The 16395-nt window shown below is 71.3% G+C and carries 17 protein-coding genes and 1 tRNA gene; 10 read left to right on the plus strand and 8 right to left on the minus strand.

Features of this window, described 5'->3' with window-relative positions; translation table 11 throughout:
* Window positions 1-17 precede the first annotated feature (17 nt).
* Window positions 18-2066 (minus strand): MFS transporter, encoded by a 2049-nt coding sequence (locus tag ABZ915_RS32275; protein WP_361810561.1) that lies wholly within the window; start codon window positions 2064-2066, stop codon window positions 18-20.
* 176 nt (window positions 2067-2242) lie between these two features.
* Here ABZ915_RS32275 and ABZ915_RS32280 point away from each other — a divergent pair, with 176 nt between their 5' ends.
* Entirely contained in the window at window positions 2243-3160 is a 918-nt protein-coding gene (locus tag ABZ915_RS32280) for a peptidoglycan-binding domain-containing protein (RefSeq protein WP_361810563.1), read from the plus strand.
* A 178-nt stretch (window positions 3161-3338) separates the two neighbouring features.
* On the opposite strand, the gene ABZ915_RS32285 is transcribed toward ABZ915_RS32280, so the two are convergent.
* Window positions 3339-4004, minus strand: a complete 666-nt coding sequence (locus ABZ915_RS32285) for an HAD family hydrolase (RefSeq protein WP_361810565.1) — start codon at window positions 4002-4004, stop codon at window positions 3339-3341.
* A 157-nt stretch (window positions 4005-4161) separates the two neighbouring features.
* A complete protein-coding gene (locus ABZ915_RS32290; protein ID WP_361810567.1) occupies window positions 4162-4743 on the minus strand; it encodes a TMEM165/GDT1 family protein in 582 nt (193 codons plus the stop codon).
* A 396-nt stretch (window positions 4744-5139) separates the two neighbouring features.
* Here ABZ915_RS32290 and ABZ915_RS32295 point away from each other — a divergent pair, with 396 nt between their 5' ends.
* From ABZ915_RS32295 to ABZ915_RS32310, 4 genes are all read left to right on the plus strand, one after another.
* Window positions 5140-5793 (plus strand): HNH endonuclease family protein, encoded by a 654-nt coding sequence (locus ABZ915_RS32295; RefSeq protein ID WP_361810569.1) that lies wholly within the window; start codon window positions 5140-5142, stop codon window positions 5791-5793.
* Between the two features lie 63 nt (window positions 5794-5856).
* Window positions 5857-7497 carry an alkaline phosphatase D family protein gene (locus tag ABZ915_RS32300; RefSeq protein ID WP_361810571.1) on the plus strand — a complete coding sequence of 547 codons (1641 nt, stop codon included), beginning with the start codon at window positions 5857-5859 and terminating at the stop codon, window positions 7495-7497.
* Between the two features lie 236 nt (window positions 7498-7733).
* Entirely contained in the window at window positions 7734-8189 is a 456-nt protein-coding gene (locus ABZ915_RS32305) for a DoxX family protein (RefSeq protein WP_361810573.1), read from the plus strand.
* A gap of 159 nt (window positions 8190-8348) precedes the next feature.
* The gene (locus ABZ915_RS32310) at window positions 8349-8972 is read left to right on the plus strand and encodes a VTT domain-containing protein (RefSeq protein ID WP_361810575.1); all 624 of its coding nucleotides are present in this window, start codon (window positions 8349-8351) and stop codon (window positions 8970-8972) included.
* A gap of 129 nt (window positions 8973-9101) precedes the next feature.
* Here ABZ915_RS32310 and ABZ915_RS32315 read toward each other — a convergent pair whose 3' ends face one another.
* Both ABZ915_RS32315 and ABZ915_RS32320 read right to left on the minus strand, forming a co-directional pair.
* Entirely contained in the window at window positions 9102-9332 is a 231-nt protein-coding gene (locus tag ABZ915_RS32315) for a DUF2277 domain-containing protein (protein WP_361810577.1), read from the minus strand.
* 23 nt (window positions 9333-9355) lie between these two features.
* Complete coding sequence (locus ABZ915_RS32320; protein WP_361810579.1) at window positions 9356-9727, minus strand: hypothetical protein; 372 nt, start codon at window positions 9725-9727, stop codon at window positions 9356-9358.
* Between the two features lie 60 nt (window positions 9728-9787).
* Between ABZ915_RS32320 and ABZ915_RS32325 the strand changes: the two genes are divergently transcribed.
* Together ABZ915_RS32325 and ABZ915_RS32330 are read left to right on the plus strand one after the other, a co-directional pair.
* On the plus strand, window positions 9788-10240 hold the full coding sequence (locus tag ABZ915_RS32325) for a MarR family winged helix-turn-helix transcriptional regulator (RefSeq protein WP_361810581.1): 453 nt from the start codon (window positions 9788-9790) through the stop codon (window positions 10238-10240).
* A 67-nt stretch (window positions 10241-10307) separates the two neighbouring features.
* On the plus strand, window positions 10308-10670 hold the full coding sequence (locus ABZ915_RS32330) for a hypothetical protein (RefSeq protein WP_361810583.1): 363 nt from the start codon (window positions 10308-10310) through the stop codon (window positions 10668-10670).
* A 41-nt stretch (window positions 10671-10711) separates the two neighbouring features.
* Here ABZ915_RS32330 and ABZ915_RS32335 read toward each other — a convergent pair.
* Window positions 10712-10786, minus strand: a tRNA-Val gene (locus ABZ915_RS32335).
* 127 nt (window positions 10787-10913) lie between these two features.
* Here ABZ915_RS32335 and ABZ915_RS32340 point away from each other — a divergent pair.
* The 3 genes from ABZ915_RS32340 to ABZ915_RS32350 all read left to right on the plus strand — a co-directional run bounded on the left by ABZ915_RS32340 (window position 10914) and on the right by ABZ915_RS32350 (window position 13777).
* Window positions 10914-11693: a DUF4097 family beta strand repeat-containing protein gene (locus ABZ915_RS32340; protein ID WP_361810585.1), complete on the plus strand. Its 780-nt coding sequence runs from the start codon at window positions 10914-10916 to the stop codon at window positions 11691-11693.
* A gap of 74 nt (window positions 11694-11767) precedes the next feature.
* Window positions 11768-13036, plus strand: coding sequence for a hypothetical protein (locus ABZ915_RS32345; protein ID WP_361810587.1), 1269 nt, complete (start codon window positions 11768-11770; stop codon window positions 13034-13036).
* Between the two features lie 171 nt (window positions 13037-13207).
* Window positions 13208-13777, plus strand: coding sequence for a DUF4383 domain-containing protein (locus ABZ915_RS32350; protein ID WP_361810589.1), 570 nt, complete (start codon window positions 13208-13210; stop codon window positions 13775-13777).
* Here the strand turns inward: ABZ915_RS32350 and ABZ915_RS32355 are convergent.
* Window positions 13765-14865, minus strand: coding sequence for an amidase domain-containing protein (locus ABZ915_RS32355; RefSeq protein ID WP_361810658.1), 1101 nt, complete (start codon window positions 14863-14865; stop codon window positions 13765-13767). The genes ABZ915_RS32350 and ABZ915_RS32355 overlap by 13 nt on opposite strands.
* 186 nt (window positions 14866-15051) lie before the next feature.
* Window positions 15052-16350 carry a hypothetical protein gene (locus ABZ915_RS32360; RefSeq protein ID WP_361810591.1) on the minus strand — a complete coding sequence of 433 codons (1299 nt, stop codon included), beginning with the start codon at window positions 16348-16350 and terminating at the stop codon, window positions 15052-15054.
* Window positions 16351-16395 lie beyond the last annotated feature (45 nt).

Consider the following 16395-nt stretch of genomic DNA (forward strand, 5'->3'; position numbering starts at 1 on the left):
CCTCAACCGCCAGGACCTCAACTGAACTTCGCCGTCGCCCCGTTGTGCGGCCGCTCCCGTTCCGAGCCGCACAGTTCGCCGGTCAGTTCCCGCACCAGCCGGTCCAGGTCGGTGGGGCGGTCGGGCCCCCACCAGTCGCCCAGCAGTTCGGCCATCGACTCCTCGCGGGCCTTGGCCAGCCGCTCGGCGACGGCGCGGCCCGTGTCGGTCAGGGTGAGGTCGAGGCCCTGCCGCAGCACGAGCTTGCGCTCCTCTATCTGGCGGGCGGCCTCGAGGATCACGTTCAGCGGCACGGTGGTGCGCTCGGCGAGCATGCCCGGCTCCACCGAGCCGTACCGCCTGATCCGCAGCAGCATCCAGCCGGCCCCGGGCAGCAGGTCGTACCCGGCCCGCTCGGTGATCTTCACATAGACCTCCCGCCGCCCCTCGCGGGTGCCGAGCAGGGACAGCGCGCGGCACACCTCGTCGTACGAGGAGCGCTCGACCGGGTTGGGGGCGATGGTCTCCGACACGTCCGGTGCCGTGACCGAGCCGCGCAGCCGGTCCTCCTTCAGGAACCAGGCCAGTACGAAACCGAGGAGGGCGACGGGAGCCGCGTACAGGAACACGTCGGTGATCGAGGACGCGTACGCGTGCAGGGCCGCCGGGCGCAGCGTGGGCGGCAGGGCGGCGATGCCGCGCGGGTCGGACTTCAGCGTGTCCGCGGACAGGCCGCCGGGCAGCCGGACGCCCCGGAAGGCGGTGGCGAGGTTGTCGGCGAGCCGGTTCGCGAAGACCGTGCCGAAGATGGCGACGCCGAAGGAGGCGCCGATGGACCGGAAGAAGGTGGCGCCGGAGGTGGCGACGCCGAGGTCCTCGTACGAGACGGCGTTCTGCACGATGAGGACGAGGACCTGCATGACCAGGCCGAGGCCCAGGCCGAAGACGAAGAAGTCCACGCTCATCGCGGCCGTCGTGCTGTGTTCGTCGAGCCGGTGCAGCAGGAGCAGGCCGAGCGTGGTGACCCCGGTGCCCACGACCGGGAAGACCTTCCAGCGGCCGGTGCGGCTGACGATCTGCCCGGAGACGGTCGAGGACAGCAGCAGGCCGAACACCATCGGCAGCATGTGCACGCCGGACAAGGTCGGCGAGATGCCCTGCACGACCTGGAGGAAGGTCGGCAGGTAGGTCATCGCGCCGAACATGGCGAAGCCGACGATGAAGCTGATCACGGCGGCGAGCGTGAAGGTGCGGATGCGGAAGAGCTTCAGCGGGAGGACGGGTTCGGCGGCCCTGCGCTCCACGGCGACGAACGCGACGGCCAGCACGACGCCCAGCACCGCGAGCCCGACGGTCTGTGCCGAGCCCCAGCCCCAGGTGGTGCCGCCGAGCGAGGCGACCAGCACCAGGCAGGTGGCGACCGCGGCGATCAGGAAGGTGCCCAGGTAGTCGATGACGTGGCGGGCGGCGCGGCGCGGGATGCGCAGGGCCGTGGCGATCACGCCGAGGGCGACGACGCCGACGGGCAGGTTGACGTAGAACACCCAGCGCCAGCTCAGATGCTCGGTGAACAGCCCGCCCAGCAGCGGTCCCAGCACGCTGGTCGCGCCGAAGACGGCACCGAACAGTCCCTGGTAGCGCCCCCGCTCGCGCGGCGGGACGATGTCGCCGACGATCGCCATCGACAGCACCATCAGCCCGCCACCGCCGAGGCCCTGCAAGGCCCGGAAGCCGATCAGCTCGGGCATGTTCCGCGCCATGCCGCACAGCGCGGAGCCGATCAGGAAGATCACGATCGCGGTCTGGAAGAGCTTCTTGCGTCCGTACTGGTCACCGAGCTTGCCCCACAGCGGGGTCGCGGCGGTCGAGGCCAGCAGATACGCGGTGACCACCCACGACAGATGCTCCAGCCCGCCGAGATCGCTGACGATGGTCGGCAGGGCGGTCGACACGATCGTCTGGTCGAGGGCGGCGAGCAGCAGGCCGAGGAGCAGGGCGCCGATCGAGACGAGGACGTTCGCGCGGACGTGCTCGGCGTCCTCGGGACTCTGCGGCTTCCTCGCCGTGCCGTGCGCATCCAGGGCCATGGAGACCTCCCGCGGCTCGTGTGACACCTTTCATGGTCTTCGGTGTCACCCGTTATGGCCTGTTGAGTCCTTTCGGTGACGGTACTCCTCCGGGGCGCCGCCGGGTGTTTGTGGGGGACTTCTGCATAATCTGTGGAGCCCTGGGGCGGTGATTCGTATGGGGAGGGAACGAACGCGTGACAGCACCGAAGGGCCACCCGTGCCCGGAATGCGGCGCGCCGAGGGGGCCGGACAGTGCCCCGTCGTGCGACTGCACCCAGCGGGCAGCCGAAGCCCTGCGCGACACGCGTACGGCCGAGGCGGCCGCGGCGGAGGACTTCGACCCGCTGCGCATACGTCCGTACGTCGACCTGGACGCCCCGGCCGACTCCACGATGCCGCTGCGCTCGCCCGAGCCTGAGCCCACCGCGTCCGCCGCGGTCACGATGCCCATGCGCGCGGTGGAACCGGACCGGCCGGACCCGGAGGACCGGCTCGGCGAACCCGGGAGCCCCGCGCCGCGCCGTCGGCGCACCGCGCTGCTCTCCACGGGCGCCGCCCTGGCCGCGCTCCTCGCGGCGGCCGGTTTCGCGAGCGGCCTGTTCTCCTACGACACGCCGTCGCGGGACGGTGCCGCGCCCCAGGAGGTACGGGAGAGCGTTCCGGACGTGACATCGAGCGCCCCGACGACGCCGAGCTCGGCCCCCGCCGTCCCGCCCGCCCGGACGTCCGCGCCCGCCGTCCCGTCCCGCAGCGCGAGCCCGTCCCCGACCCCGTCACCCTCGGCGTCGGCATCGGCGGATTCCGCGTCCCCCACTCCCACCCGCACCCCGCGGCCCACCCAGACGGCCACGCGCGCCAACACCCCGGCCCCGGCGGCCCCGACCTCCGACCCGGTGCTGCGCCCCGGCGACCAGGGCGCGGAGGTCACCGAGCTCCAGCTGCGCCTGCGCCAGCTCAACCTCTACGCCGGCAAGATCGACGGCGACTACTCCACCCAGGTCGAGACCGCCGTCCGCACCTACCAGTGGGCCCGAGGCATCGAGGCCGACGAACTGGGCGTGTACGACACCGCGACCCGGACGAAGCTGGAGTCGGAGACGTCGGAGCCGTAGCCACTGAGCCGCCGTAGCCGCGGGCAGTCGTGCCTCCCCCCGTGCCTCAAGGGCCTGGGGGACCCCCAGGCGGCACGGGTGGGCGGTGGGGCCCCCGCTCGAGCGAAGCCGATAGTGGGGGCGGCACCCCGTCGGCGCGGGCGAGCGAAACCCGCCCGAGCCTCCAGCCGACCCGCACCTACGGGCCGACGTGCAGCCGAACGCCCCCGCCCTCGACCGTCTCCACCCGCACCTGCCGGAGGTCCCGCACCGCCACGTCCGGCCTGTGGAGCCCGGCCCGCGGGCCGACGCCCACGACCCGCATCCCCGCGGCGCGCCCCGCCGTGATCCCGGCGCCGGAGTCCTCGAAGACCACGCAGTCGGCGGGGGCGACGCCCAGTTCGGCGGCGCCCTTCAGGAAGCCCTCGGGGTCGGGCTTGCTCGCGCCGACGGACTCGGCCGTGATCCGCACGTCCGGCAGGGGTAGCCCGGCGGCGGCCATCCGCGCGGTGGACAGGGGTACGTCCGCGGAGGTCACCAGCGCGTGCGGCACGCCCGCGCCCCGCAGGGAGGCCAGGAAGGCACCCGCTCCCGGCACCTCCGCCACGCCGTCCATGTCCGCGGTCTCCTGCGCGAGCATGAGCGCGTTGTCCGCGAGGTTCTGCTCGACCGGCCGGTCGGGCAGCAGTACCGCCATCGACGCGTGCCCCTGCCGCCCGTGTACGACCTTCAGCACCTCGTCCCCGTCGAGCCCGTGCCGCTCGGCCCAGCGACGCCAGATCCGTTCCACGACGGCGTCGGAGTTGACGAGGGTGCCGTCCATGTCGAGCAGGAGGGCACGGGCGGTGAGGACGGTGGCCGGCATCGGCAGCTCCAATGACGAGAGATCCCGAGGTGGGGAGGGACAAAGCGCCCCGCCCGCCGGTCAGGGAAAACGGGCGGGAGCCACTTTGTTTCCCTACGGTACAAAACCTTGCCCGTATCCGCCACCGTCCCCGGCAAGCGTTCACCCGGCGTTCAGCTCAGCCGGCCACGGCCTCGTACAGGCTCCACGCGCCGAGCCCCAGCATCAGCAGGGCCGCGATCTGGGTGATCAGCCGCAACGGCACCCGCTTCATCAGGGCCTTGCCGCCGACGATGCCCAGCCCGGCCACCGCCCACAGCCCCAGGACCGCGCCGAGCCCGACGGAGATCGGGTCGTCGTAGCGAGCGGCGAGGTTCGCGGTCATGATCTGGGTGAGGTCACCGAACTCGGCGACGAGGATGAGCATGAAGCCGGTGCCCGCGACCTTCCAGAAGGACTGGTCGGCGGGCTTGCGGATCTCCTCCTCGTCCTCACCCTTCTGGAACAGCAGCATCGCCGCGCCACCGAGGAAGAGGACGCCGGTGATCGCGTGCACGATCTGCTGGGGCAGCAGGGTCAGCACGCTGCCGGCCGCGACGGCGAGCACGACGTGCAGGAGGAAGGCGGCGGCGACGCCCGCGAACACGTACGAGGCGCGATAGCGGGTGCCGAGGACGAGCCCGGCGAGCGCGGTCTTGTCCGGCAGTTCGGCGAGAAAGATGACGCCGAAGACGAGCGCCGTCACGGTGATGCTGATCAAGGGTCCTCAATCGGTCGGGGCTGCCCCACCGAGAGTGCTGAACCTCACAAGAGACACCTCGGCATGGCAGCACACTCGTCGCCCGTGCCGAAGGGCACGGGCGTGCACTGCTTGCCGAAGGTCTCGCTGGGCGGTCCGCGCGGGATCCGCCTCCGGGCGCCGGCTCAGGCTGGCTGAGCAGTATGTCGACGGTCCGGCGAAGAGCTACTCCCCTTCAACGCCGTCCATCGTACGTGACGCCTCCACCGGCCTCGGAGACCGAAAGTTCGGTCCTGAACCTTGTCGTGTCATGTACGCGTCATTAACTTCTTACCCAGCGCACACCTCCCCGCCACACGGCGCCGCGAGCATTCCCACGCTCGCGCTCCAACACCCCCACCCCAAAAGGGAGTTCGCATGGCCCGCTCCGCAAGGTTCTACGCGCGTCGACGACTGAGCATACTCGCGACCCTCACCGGCCTGATAGCCTCCGCCGCCCTCTTCAACTCCCCGAGCGCCTCCGCCGCCCTCCCCACCCCGGTCAGCGCCGCCACCGCCCGCGGCTACCTCGCCTCGCTCACCGTGGCCACCGAGAACCGCACCGGCTACGCGCGCGACCTGTTCCCGACCTGGGACACCATCAGCGGCACCTGCAACACCCGTGAGTGGATCCTCAAGCGCGACGGTACGAACGTCGTCACCAACTCCGCCTGCACCGCCACCAGCGGCAGCTGGTACTCCCCCTACGACGGCGCCACCTGGACCGCCGCCTCCGACGTCGACATCGACCACCTGGTGCCGCTCGCGGAGGCCTGGGACTCGGGCGCCGGCAAGTGGACCACCGCCCAGCGCGAGGCCTTCGCCAACGACGTCACCCGCCCGCAGCTCCTCGCCGTCACGGACAACGTGAACCAGTCCAAGGGCGACAAGGACCCGGCCGAGTGGATGCCCTCGCTGACGTCCTACCGCTGCACCTACGTGCGCGCCTGGGTCCAGGTGAAGTACTACTACGGCCTCTCGGTCGACTCCGCCGAGAAGACCGCGCTCACCAACTACCTGGCGAGCTGCTGACGGACCCTCCCCACCCTCCTCCGCGTTCCGTACCGTACGGGGCGACGGAGGAGGGTGACCGCCGTGGCCGCACTGCGCCTGGGACCGCTGCTGAGATACGTCGACGGCGCGTGCGCGACCGTCTGGGTCGAGGCGAGCCGTCCGTGCGCCGCCGAGGTGCGCTGCGCGGACGGCGCCGGCGGCACGGCCCGCACCTTCCAGGTGGCCGGCCACCACTACGCCCTGGTGCCGGTGACCGGACTGACACCGGGCACGTCGGTGCCGTACGAGGTGTTCCTCGACGGCACCCGCGTCTGGCCGCTCGCCGACTCCCGCCTCCCGCCCTCCGTCATCGCCACCCGCACCGCGGAAGAGGCGGTCCGCGTCGTCTTCGGCTCCTGCCGCTGGGCCGCAGCCCCGGCCGACGGCACGGACCCGGTCGGCCCCGACGCCCTCGACTGCCTCGCCGCCCGGCTGGCGGCCGACCCCGGTGGCGAACGGCCCGACGTACTGCTGCTGCTCGGCGACCAGGTGTACGCCGACGAGACCTCGGCCGAGACCCGGCGCTGGCTGGCCGCCCGCCGCGACCTGCGCGAGGCGCCGGGCGGCGAGGTGGCGGACTACGAGGAGTACACCCGGCTCTACTACGAGTCCTGGCTGGACCCCGAAGTGCGCTGGCTGCTGTCCACCGTGCCCAGCTGCATGATCTTCGACGACCACGACGTGATCGACGACTGGAACACCTCCGCCGCCTGGCTCGCCGACGTCCGGGACACCGCGTGGTGGCAGGAACGGCTGCTGAGCGGGCTGATGTCGTACTGGGTGTACCAGCACATCGGCAACCTCTCCCCCGCCGAGCTGGCGGCCGACCCCGTCCACGAAGCCGTACGCGCCGCCCCCGACGGCACCGACCTGCTGCGCGCCTTCGCCGCCCGCGCCGACACCGACCCCGCCTCGGTCCGCTGGAGCTACCGGCGCGACTTCGGCCGCGTACGCGTGCTGATGGTCGACTCGCGGGCGGCGCGGGTGCTGGCGGAGGACCGCCGCGCGATGCTCGCCCCCGGCGAGGCGCGGTGGCTGCGCGAGCAGGCGCTGGACGACCGGGGCGGGTACGACCACCTTCTCGTCGGCACCTCGCTGCCCTGGCTGCTGCCCCACCTCGTGCACGACGTCGAGGCATGGGACGCCACCCTGTGCCGGGGCGTGCGGGGCGCGCGCTGGGCGCGGTTCGGCGAGAGGCTGCGCCGCCGGGCCGACCTGGAGCACTGGGCGGCCTTCCCGGAGTCCTTCGCCGACCTGGCCGGGCTGCTCGCCGAGGCCGGATCGGGCCCGCGGGCGCCGGCGAGCGTCTGCGTGCTGTCCGGCGACGTCCACCACGCCTACACCGCCGAGCCGTCCTGGCCGGCCCGCCCGCCCGAGGCCCGGATCCTGCAACTGACCTGCTCCCCCGTCCACAACTCCGTGCCGGCGTCCATCCGGCTGGGCTTCCGCGTCGGCTGGAGCGCCCCGGCCCGCCTCCTCGGCCGGCTCTTCGCCCGGCACGGCGGCTGCCCCCGGCCGCCGGTCGAGTGGCGCAGGACGGGCGGCCCGTGGTTCGGGAACCAGCTGATGACCCTGACGCTGCACGGGCGCTCGGCCCGGCTGCGGCTGGAGCGGGCACGAGCGCGCCGCGGCTCGGCCGGGGACCTGGAGACCGTGGAGGAGTCCGTCATCAGCCCTGTGTGAGGGCACATCGGGCGTGGATTCGGTCACGCTTTCGGGCGTCGATGTGGTCGCGGGAGCCGCCCCACGTGCGGCTGCGGCCGTGACGGAACCGCAAACGGAAGCGGAACCATGGCCAAATGTTGAACTTGCAAGCATCGATTAGGTGCTCCTAGCCTGGGTCTCTCGTTCGGTACCGCCGCCCCCACCGACCGGTCAGTCCCCGACCGGTCCGACCGAAACCGAAGGAGCAACCCCCCATGTCCGAACGCCTCGACACCGCTCAGCCCTACGCCCTCGGCCTGTTCCGGATGGTCGTCGGCCTGCTCTTCGCCGTGCACGGCGCCGCCTCGCTCTTCGGCGTCCTCGGCGGCGCGATGGGCACCGACGGCGGCACCATCGACGCCGGCACCTGGCCCGGCTGGTACGCGGCCGTCATCCAACTGGTCTGCGGCGGGCTGGCCCTGCTCGGCCTCGGCACCCGCGGCGCCGCGCTGCTCGCCTCCGGGTCCATGGCGTACGCCTACTTCGACATCCACCAGAAGGCGGCCCTGTGGCCGATCCAGAACGGTGGCGAACTGGCGGCGCTGTTCAGCTGGTCGTTCCTCCTGCTCGTCTTCACCGGCTCGGGCGCCTTCGGCCTCGACCGGCTGCTGGCCCGGCGCGCCTCCGGCACGGAGAAGCGGACGACGGAGCGGGCCACGGTAGCGGCCTGACCGCCCCGGTCACGGTGCCCTCCCCTGCCGCGCGGGGGAGGGCACCGGCGCACATCAGTCCTCGTATCAGCCCTCACATCAGCCCCCTATGCACCTCCTGTCACACCTCGGGCGTACGCTGTATGGCTGTCATCGGGGGACCAACGGGGAGTAGCAGTCGTGTTCGAGAACGTGGGGTCGCTGGCAGCCGTGACCGCCGCCGGCCCATGGATCTACGTCATGGTGGCCCTGTCGGTCCTGCTCGACGTCTTCGTGCCAGTGCTGCCGAGCGGGGTGCTGGTGATCACCGCCGCGACCGCCGCGGCGGCCGGCTCGAACGCGGCGACGGGAGGCGTCCCGCACGATGTGCCGGACATCCTGGCCCTGACCCTCTCCGCGGCCACCGCCTCGCTCCTCGGCGATCTCGTGGCCTACCGGCTGGCCTGGCGCGGCGGGGAGCGGCTGGACCGCGCGATCGCCCGCTCCCGCCGCCTCACCACGGCGCAGGAACGTCTCGGCGCGGCCCTCGCCCGGGGCGGCGGCGCCCTGGTCGTCCTGGCCCGCTTCGCCCCCGCCGGCCGCTCGGTCGTCTCCTTCTGCGCGGGCGCCGCGCACCGCCGCGCCCGCGACTTCCTGCCCTGGTCCGCCCTGGCCGGTCTGTCCTGGGCCGCCTACAGCGTCGCCCTCGGCTACTTCGGCGCGCAGTGGCTGGGCGCCACCTGGCTGGCCACGGGGGTCTCCCTGGCGGCGCTGTTCCTGGCGGGGGCCGGGGCGGCGTACGTGATGCGTCGGCAGCCGGTGTAGTCGGGGCTCGTCCAGCTCACGTCCACTGGGGGCTGCCGCCCCCAGACCCCCGCTTCGGCCTGAACGGCCGCGTCCTCAAACGCCGGACGGGCTGAAATATCCGCACCCGGCACTTCGGAGTGCCCGCCGCTATCCCGCCGGCCTGGCGACCTGCCCCCGCACCTCCAGCCCGCCCAGCAGTTCCGCGGTCGCCGCCGCCACCGCCTCCACGGCTCGGTCGAACACCTCCTGGTTGTGGGCGGCAGGTGCCCGGAACCCGGAAACCTTCCGCACGTACTGCAACGCGGCAGCCTTGATCTCGTCCTCCGTGGCCTCCTCGGCCAACGCGGGCGGGCGCAGTGTCTTGATGCTCCGGCACATGCCCCCAGTGTCCCCGGCGCCGCTCAGTACGTCAGCAGCCATCCCGCCGAGATCAGGTGCAGCGCGGCGAGCGCGGTGGCGGAGCCGAGCATGCCCGGGTTGCGCCGGGTGGCACCGATGACCGCGTCGCCCAGCTGGGCCAGGCCGGCGACGACGAGGACGGGGGCGACGGCGTCCCAGGCGCCCGCGGCGAGGAGCGCCAGGACGACCGCGCTGAGCGGGACGGCCCGCACGGCATAGGCGCGGGCGAAGAACACCACGCCCGTGTGCGCGGGCTCGTCCGGGCCGAGGGCCAGTGCGGGGCGGGCGGTGCCGACCGCGGCGAAGAGTCCCGAGACGAGCGCGCCGAACGCGTTGAGGAGGCCGATCAGCAGGTGTGCGGTGTGCGCGGACATTCCCATCACCTCGTGAATCGTTCTGGCTGTGAATGATTGAGCGACGGTACCGTACTCGCCATGAATGAAGTCAAGGGCTCCGCAGGCCTGCCGCAGACCCTGGTCTTCCGTCTCGGCACCCTCGGCGCGGTGATCGGCGACCGCTTCGCCGAGCGGATCGAGCCGTACGACCTCAAGCCCAAGCACGTGGGCCTGCTCACCGCCCTCGGCCAGGGCTCGTTCGCCTCGCAGCAGGACCTGGCCGGCCGGCTCGGCGTGGCACCCAGCCTGGTCGTCTCGCTCGCCGACCACCTGGAGAATCTCGGCGCGGTGCGGCGGGTACGGGACCCTGACGACCGCCGCCGACAGGTCCTCACCCTGACCGAGCAGGGCCACCGGCTGCTGAGCGACTGCGCCGCCGAGGCGCGCGCCCTGGACGCCGAGATCACCGCCCAACTCACCCCCGCCCAGCGGGAGATCCTGCGGGATGCCCTGGGCGCCCTGGCGACCCGGGCGGGCCTCCCGACGGACTGAGCACTCGTTCGCATGAACCTCCCGAACGAACTCGCCTCCCAAAATCGAACAGGCGTAGCATTGAGCTGTGGCTGCGACCTATGACTTTCCGAGTGACCTTCTCGCCGGTCAGGAGGAGCTGCATCAGGTCAGGGCCGAGCTGTCGGTCCTGCTGAAGCGGCTGCCCTGGTCGGTCGAGCCGTTGGACGGCTTCAGCGACGAGGGCGGTTGGCGCAAGGTGGAGCGCCCGGCCTCCCCGGGCTGGACGGCCGACGAACAGGCCGAGGTCGAGAAGCTCCGGCAGCGCGAGCACGAACTGGCGGTCTTCGTCAGCGGCCACCGCTTCTGGTCGGAGGTGGCCGCGAGCGACCGCGTAGACGCCCGCATGAAGCTCAAGTACGCGAACGAAGCGCAGAAGGAGCGGGAGGAAGAAGGGGAAGAAGGGGGCTGACAGCGGAAGACCCCGGCCGGAACCGGCCGGGGTCTTCCCCATGGTGGGCGCGGACGGTTTCGAACCGCCGACATCCTGCTTGTAAGGCAGGCGCTCTACCCCTGAGCTACGCACCCGGGACGAGTCGACAGCCTACATTGCCGGGAGCACTGCCCCGCAAACCCGTATCGGGGGGTTAGCCCCACCTCGAATACGGGAGCGCTCCGGATGGGTTCCCGTGCCGCCGGTTCCTACGGTCGAGGCATGACCTCAGCCGCCCGAACCGCTTCCCTCCGCCGTACGGCCGCCCTCGGCGGTCTCGTGCTGCTCACCGCCGCGCTCTCCGCCTGCGGGGCCTCCGCGGGGGACGACAAGGAGCCCGACCACCGCTCCTTCGCCCTGCACGGGCACACCCTCACCGTCGACTCCGACGACTCGGCGCTGGAGATCGTCGCCACCGGCTCCGCCAAGGCGGGCACGGTCGAGGTCACCCGGTGGTTCGAGGGCTCGACCGTCGTGGGCAAGGCCCCCAAGGTGACCTGGTCGATGAAGGACGACAGGCTGGTGCTGCGGATGACGTGCTCCGGATTCATCACCGACTGCTCCGCGAAGCACCGCATCGAGGTACCCCGCGGGATCGCGGTCAAGGTGGAGGACGACGACGGCGGTGTGCGGGCGCGCGGGTTCCGGGACGCCCTCGGGATCCGTACGCACGACGGGTCCGTGCACGTCACCGACTCCACCGGCCCGCTGGAGGTCCGCACCGACGACGGCTCCACGCACGCCGAGGTCTCCTCGCCCCGGGTGCGGGTGACGTCCAAGGACGGCTCGGTCCACCTCGAACTCGGCGCCGTACCGGACCTGGTGGAGTCCCGCAGCGACGACGGCTCGGTCACGATCGGGCTGCCCCGGGCCACGTACCGGGTGACGGCGAAGTCCGCCGACGGCGGCAGCCACGTCACCGTGCCCCGGAGCGACTCCAGTCCCCACGTCGTCTCCGCCCGCAGCGATGACGGGAGCGTCACCGTGCGAACGGTGAACTGACCGGCGCGTGTGTTCGTCTTCACCGGGTGGGAGAATGTCTCCTCGCAGGGCGAACCACGGCACAGGAGAGGGATGTGGCGGCGACACCCCGAAGGACCCCCGGTCCGGTCCGTGGCTGGTTCGGCGGCCGGGCGGAGACCCAGCGGGCGGACGCCCAGGCCGCCAAGGACGCCGCGGCCGCCGCGTTCTACGAGCTGGACACCGCTCAGCGCGATCTGCGGATCTCCATAGAGACGATCTCCGCCGTGGACGACTCCCCGGCGGCCCGCCGCGCGGTCGCGGACTTCGAGGCGCTCGGGCGGCGGATCGACGAGGTCAGCCAGCGGTACATCCAGGCGGTCGACGCGCACGACCTGGACCGCGACGACCTGGAGGCCTCCGTCGCCGGGCGGGCCCGCGCGGAGCTGAGCGCCGCCAAGGACGAGCTGGTCGGCGTCAAGAAGGAGCTGGACCGATTCGGCGACTCCCTCGGGCCGCTGCTGGGCAAGGCCGAGACACAGCTGGCCCGGCTGGCCCCGGCGGTGGAGCGGGCCCGGCAGGCGCTGCTGGCCGCGTCCAACGCCCTCGACGCCGTACGGGAGTCCGGCCTCAGGGCCGACGACCTCGCGGCCCGGCTCGCGGCGCTCTCCCCGGAGCTGACCAAGCTCAACCAGGGCGCCGGGCAGCACGGCGTGCCGCCGACGCTGGAGCGGGCCGAGCGGGTGCAGCGGGAGGCGGAGGCGATCCGCGCGGCGGCCTCCGGGCTGCCGGAGAAGGCCGCCGAGATCGATCACCGGCTGGTCAGCCTGCGGACCCGCGCGCAGGCGCTGACGACCCGGGCCGGGCAGGTGGAGCCGGTGCTGAGCGAGCTGCGGCGCCGGTTCTCCGCCGCCTGCTGGCAGGACCTCCAGCACGTGCCCGAGCAGGCCGCCGAGAACGTGCGGCAGGCCGAACGGAAGCTGTCGGAGGCGCACGCCGCCCGGGACGCCCAGCGCTTGCCGGACGCCACCTCGCTGCTGTCGACCGTGCGGGCGCTGCTGAACACCACCGACGAGGCCGTGTCCGCCGCCGGTGACCGGCTGGCCCGGCTGAACGCCGTACAGAAGGACCCGCAGCAGGAGATCGACCGGACCCGCTTCGCCATCCGGGACGCGCAGCGGCTGGCCATGACCGGCCGGACCACGCCCGACCCCCGGCACGCCCGCCCGCTCGACGACTCCGTGGCCCGCCTGGAACGCGCGATCACCACACTGGAGGGCCGCCACCCCGACTACTGGCACTTCCTGACCGAGACCGAAGCGGTACGGCAGACGGTGACCCGGGTGGTCAACCAGATCCGAGAGGAACGCGGCGGCGCCCACTGAGCCCTTCGCCGCCCGCCCCCCGCGGCCTCCTACCCCGACCCAGGGCCCTCCGCCGGACGGCGGGAGCGGGCGGGCGCACCCCGGCGTGTGCCGAGCCGTTGCCGTCGGGGCATGGCGGGCGGATATTGGGAGATACGTACCTTCTGCGCCCGCACGGACAGGGAGGCGGAGATGGCCTCGCACACAGTGCCCCCGGAAAGCAGCCGGCGGATCAGGTTCGACGAGCATCTGCCCGTGGACCACCGGCTGAACACCGTCTACCGGGTCGGTGCCGGCCTGATGGGCCTTTTCCTGCTGGTCTTCGGAATCTTCGGCGTCATCGACCACATCGGCTTCTTCGACACCGGCGGGAACACCGTCATCGGCCTGAACACCAACGGCACGCTGAGCATCCTGTCGATCTGTGTCGGGCTGCTGCTCTTCGTCGGCATGGTGATCGGCGGGAACTTCGCCTCGTGGCTGAACATGGTCCTCGGCGTGCTGTTCATCCTGAACGGCTTCCTGAACCTCGGACTGCTCGACACCGACTACAACTTCCTGGCCTTCAAGATCCAGAACGTGCTGTTCAGCTTCGTGGTCGGTCTGCTGCTGATGGTCTTCGGGATGTACGGCAGGGTCGGTACGTCCCTGCCGCACGACAACCCGTACTGGCGGGCCCGCCACCCCGAACCGCCACCACGGGAGCAGCGGTCGGCGCAGGAGCAGCGGGGCCCCGAGGGACCGCGAGGTCAGGTGCGGTAGGCGTAGAACGCGGCGTTCGGGTAGGACGCGACGAGACTCTGCACCGACCGGTTGTAGGTGTTGGTGGAGTGGTACGTCACGTACGGCACGCCCTGCGGGCTGCGGTAGGTGACGATCATCGAGTGGTCCTTCTCGCCGTCCTTGTTGAAGTCCATCTGCAGCACGTCGCCGATGTCCAACTGGTAGACGTTGGCGAGGCTGGTGACGCGCTTGGAGGACAGCGCGAACCAGGAGAACTCGTTGACGCCGACGAACGAGTCCGACTGGATCTCGGAGTTGCCGAACCACTTGTGGAAGTCCGTGCCGTCGCCGGGCACGTGCTTCCAGCCGCCCGCCTTCAGGGACTGGCTGACGAAGTTGGTGCAGTCGCCGCCGGCACCGGCCCCGTTGAAGTCCGGGTAGTCCTTGTTGTAGTTGCTCCAGTACTTCGTGGCGTACGCCACCATGGCCTTGTAGTCGTAGCCCTTGGCGGTCATGTTCTTGGCGTTCGCCGACGCGGGCCACGTGGTGGCCGACCTGGCCGCCTCGGGCGGGCTGTCGTCCGCAGGGGCGGGGCTGGCCTTCACGGCGGCCGGCTGCTTGGCCACCTGGTTCACGGCGATGTAGCCGTTGTCGGTGTCCTGGACGTCGGTGAGCTGCCAGTTGCCCTGCCGGTCGGCCTTGAAGGTCAGCTCGTGGTGGGCCTGGAAGCCGGTGGTCTTCGGCTCCGTTCCCTTGACCTTCGCATAGGTCAGCGTCGTGCTCTCGACGACGTCGGCCTTGGCGGTGCGGCCGGTCACCCGCGTCGCTTCCAGCGTGACCCGGGTGCTGCCGGCGCTGTACTTCTCACCCAGCTTCGCGAGGCGGGTCTTGCGGCCGCGCAGCTCGGTCAGCGCGGAGCTCTCCTCGCGGTTCTGCGAAGTGGACATCTTCACGTCGCCGGTGAAACCGGACGTGGCCCGCTTCTTGCCGGCCCCGTTCACCAGGGCGTCGGTGCGGTCGGTGAAGACCGCGTCGGCCAGCCGCTGGAAGGTCGCCTTGGTCGCCGCGTCCACCGTCGGATCGTCGACGACCGCCGCGCCGGCGCTCCAGTTGGGCACGAGGGCCACTCCGGCGACGACCGATGCGGCAGCGGCCGAGACTATGGCGGCACGGCTCCGCTTACGGCTCAGTTTTCTGGATTTCAATGCTGTTCCCCTCTACACCGGTACACCTACCGGGAGATGGCATCTTCGCACGGCATGTGAGTCGGTTGTGAAGGGGGATGCACAAGTGGAATCAACGGGTTACAGGCGTCACTTGACGACCGCGGACCAGTCCGGGTTCTGCGCCGGGTCGAGGGTGCGCAGGGCCGCCAGGGTCGAGGGCTTCTGCACGTCCATCCAGTCGGCGAGTTCCTTGAAGGAAACGCACTTGACGCCCTTTTTGGTGCAGACGCTCTTGATGACCTGGTCGATCGCCTTCATGTAGATGCTGCCGTTCCAGTCCTCGAAGTGGTTTCCGATGAACAGCGGCGCCCGGCTGCCGTAGTAGACCCGGTTGAAGCCCTTCATGTACGAATCGATGGTCATCTGCTCCCAGTTGGGGTACTGCGTCGGGTCGCCGTGCACCTCGCCGTTGGACTGGTTGTAGAGGAAGTTGAAGTCCATCGACAGGGCCTGGTTCTTGTCCGTGTACGGGAGCAGCTGGAGCGGGAAGTCCCAGATGCCGTTCTTCTTCGTCGGCCATATCTGGAAATCGCCCGGGGAACTGGCGTCATAGCGCCAGCCGTAGCTCTTGATCGCCTTCAGCAGGTTGGGCTGGCCCTCCAGGCAGGGCGCGCGGCCGCCGGTGACCTCTTTCTTGAAGTCGAAGGGCAGCGCGGGGATGTCCTTGAAGCCGGTGTTGGTCTTCCACTTCTCCGCGAAGGAGAAGAACTGGTCGATCTCACTCTTCCACTGCGCGACGCTCCAGTCCTTGCCGCCCTTGGCCTCGCAGAAGTGGCCGTTGAAGTGGGTGCCGATCTCGTTGCCCTGGTCGTACGCCTGCCGGAGCTGCTCCAGCGTGGTGCGTATGTGCTCGTCGGTGGCGTAGTCGATCGCGGCGTCGCCCGGCTTGTGCATCGGGCCGGTGTAGAGGTCCTTCTTTGCCTTGGGCAGCAGGTAGATGCCCGTGAGGAAGAAGGTCATGTGGGCGTTGTACTCCTTGGCCAGCTCCCGGTAGTGCGAGAAGAGGTGGTCGCTGCCCTCCAGCGCGCCGTCCCAGGAGAAGACCACGAACTGGGGCGGTTTCTCACCGGGTTTGAGCGGAACGGCCTTCAACTGGCCCTTCTGCGGGCCGGTGTAGGAGGTGGAGCCATCCCCGAGGATCTTGGTCTTGCCGTCCCACTTGGGTTCCGCGGTGGCCTTGGGGGCGGCCTTGCCGGACTTGCTCGATCCCGCGGCGGCGGTGGGCTCCGTGTGGTCCGGTCTGGTCAGGACCAGGAAGCCCGAGACCACGGACGCCACGACGAGCAGGGCGGCGAGGGTCATGACCTGCGGGCGGGTTGCCCGGGGGGCGGGACGGCGGGCGCGGGCCCTGCGGCGGCGGCCGGTCGACGACTTCGTGCGGGTCATGCGGGGCTCATTCTGCGAGGGGGTCGGCGGGTTGCGGGACGGCCA

This window comes from Streptomyces sp. NPDC046915 (genome assembly GCF_040644935.1).
Taxonomy (GTDB): Bacteria; Actinomycetota; Actinomycetes; order Streptomycetales; family Streptomycetaceae; genus Streptomyces.

Bases quoted from the DNA above. Each gene is read 5' to 3' on its own strand.
- ABZ915_RS32275 (WP_361810561.1), bottom strand. From the start codon at position 2,066: ATGGCCCTGGATGCGCACGGCACGGCGAGGAAGCCGCAGAGTCCCGAG.
- ABZ915_RS32285 (WP_361810565.1), bottom strand. From the start codon at position 4,004: ATGCCGGCCACCGTCCTCACCGCCCGTGCCCTCCTGCTCGACATGGAC.
- ABZ915_RS32295 (WP_361810569.1), top strand. From the start codon at position 5,140: ATGGCCCGCTCCGCAAGGTTCTACGCGCGTCGACGACTGAGCATACTC.
- ABZ915_RS32305 (WP_361810573.1), top strand. From the start codon at position 7,734: ATGTCCGAACGCCTCGACACCGCTCAGCCCTACGCCCTCGGCCTGTTC.
- ABZ915_RS32315 (WP_361810577.1), bottom strand. From the start codon at position 9,332: ATGTGCCGGAGCATCAAGACACTGCGCCCGCCCGCGTTGGCCGAGGAG.
- ABZ915_RS32320 (WP_361810579.1), bottom strand. From the start codon at position 9,727: ATGTCCGCGCACACCGCACACCTGCTGATCGGCCTCCTCAACGCGTTC.
- ABZ915_RS32325 (WP_361810581.1), top strand. From the start codon at position 9,788: ATGAATGAAGTCAAGGGCTCCGCAGGCCTGCCGCAGACCCTGGTCTTC.
- ABZ915_RS32340 (WP_361810585.1), top strand. From the start codon at position 10,914: ATGACCTCAGCCGCCCGAACCGCTTCCCTCCGCCGTACGGCCGCCCTC.
- ABZ915_RS32350 (WP_361810589.1), top strand. From the start codon at position 13,208: ATGGCCTCGCACACAGTGCCCCCGGAAAGCAGCCGGCGGATCAGGTTC.
- ABZ915_RS32360 (WP_361810591.1), bottom strand. From the start codon at position 16,350: ATGACCCGCACGAAGTCGTCGACCGGCCGCCGCCGCAGGGCCCGCGCC.